Origin of the sequence: Burkholderia sp. BKH01 (assembly GCF_025685725.1) — a bacterium.
Classification (GTDB): Bacteria; Pseudomonadota; Gammaproteobacteria; order Burkholderiales; family Burkholderiaceae; genus Burkholderia; species Burkholderia pyrrocinia_C.
The window spans coordinates 1-1,692 of record NZ_JAOTQT010000057.1; the positions used below are offsets into that span (position 1 = coordinate 1).

Sequence of the window (1,692 nt, forward strand, 5' to 3'; positions counted from 1 at the left end):
CGACCTCGACCTCGACCGGCCTGTCGTCGGCCAATAGCTCGATCGGCTCGCTGTCGACCGGCCTGAGCTCGACCAACAGCTCGGTGTCGTCGCTGTCGACCTCCACGTCGACGGGTCTGTCGTCGGCGAACAGCTCGATTACGTCGCTCTCGACGTCGACTTCGACCGGCCTTTCGTCCGCTAACAGCTCGATCACCTCGTTGTCGACGTCGTCCTCGACCGGCATCAGTTCGCTGTCGACCGGCCTCAGTTCGACCAACAGTTCGGTCACGTCACTGTCCACCTCGACTTCGACCGGCCTGTCTTCGGCCAACAGCTCGATCACGTCGTTGTCCACCTCCACTTCGACCGGCCTGTCTTCGGCTAACAGCTCGATCACGTCGTTGTCCACCTCCACCTCGACCGGCCTGTCGTCGGCTAACAGCTCCATCACCTCGCTGTCGACCTCCACGTCGACGGGTCTGTCGTCGGCTAACAGCTCGATCGGCTCGCTGTCGACCGGCCTCAGCTCGACCAACAGTTCGGTCACGTCGCTGTCAACCTCGACCTCGACCGGCCTGTCGTCGGCTAACAGCTCGATCGGCTCGCTGTCGACTGGCCTCAGCTCGACCAACAGTTCGGTCACGTCGTTGTCAACCTCGACCTCGACCGGCCTGTCCTCGGCTAACAGCTCGATCACGTCGTTGTCCACCTCCACCTCGACCGGCCTGTCGTCGGCTAACAGCTCCATCACCTCGCTGTCGACCTCCACGTCGACGGGTCTGTCGTCAGCCAACAGCTCGATCACGTCGTTGTCGACCTCGACCTCGACCGGCCTGTCGTCGGCCAATAGCTCGATCGGCTCGCTGTCGACCGGCCTGAGCACGGTCACGACCAAGACGGACAACCTCGGCAACAGCACGGCATCGGCGCTCGGCGGCGGCTCCACGTACGACCCGACGACCGGGACGGTCTCCGCGCCGGCGTACACGACCTACAACGCGAACGGCACGACGTCGACCGCCAACAGCGTCGGCTCGGCGATCAACAACATCAACAGCCAGGGCATCAAGTACTTCCACGCGAACTCGACCGGTGCCGACAGCGTCGCGACCGGCACCGACGCCGTCGCCATCGGCAGCGGCGCCACAGCCGGCACCAACAATTCCGTCGCGCTCGGCGCCAACTCGCAGACAGCCGCGGCCAATCCCACGAGCAGCGCGACCGTCAACGGCGTCACGTTCGGAGGATTCGCAGGCACCGCGCCGGTCGGCACCGTTAGCGTCGGCAGCCCGGGCAACGAGCGACAAATCACCAACGTCGCCGCCGGCCAGGTGACGCAGACCAGTACCGACGCGATCAACGGCAGCCAGCTTTATTCGGTTGCCCAACAGGTTGGTACCGCGACCAGCGCCATTTCGTCGCTGTCCACGTCGACCTCGACGGGTCTTTCGTCGGCTAACAGCTCCATCACGTCGCTGTCGACATCGACGTCGACCGGCATCAGCTCGCTGTCCACCGGCCTGAGTTCGACGAACAGCTCGGTGGCTTCGCTGTCGACTTCCACGTCGACGGGTCTGTCGTCGGCTAATAGCTCGATCACCTCGCTGTCGACGTCGACCTCGACCGGCATCAGCTCGCTGTCCACCGGCCTGAGCTCGACGAACAGCTCGGTGGCTTCGCTGTCGACTTCCACGTCGACGGGTCTGTCGT

The 1,692-nt window shown here is 64.5% G+C and carries 1 pseudogene; it reads left to right on the forward strand.

Going from position 1 to position 1,692, the window contains the following annotated elements:
* A pseudogene (locus OEJ37_RS34780) lies at positions 1 to 1,692 on the forward strand (hemagglutinin); the annotation flags it as partial.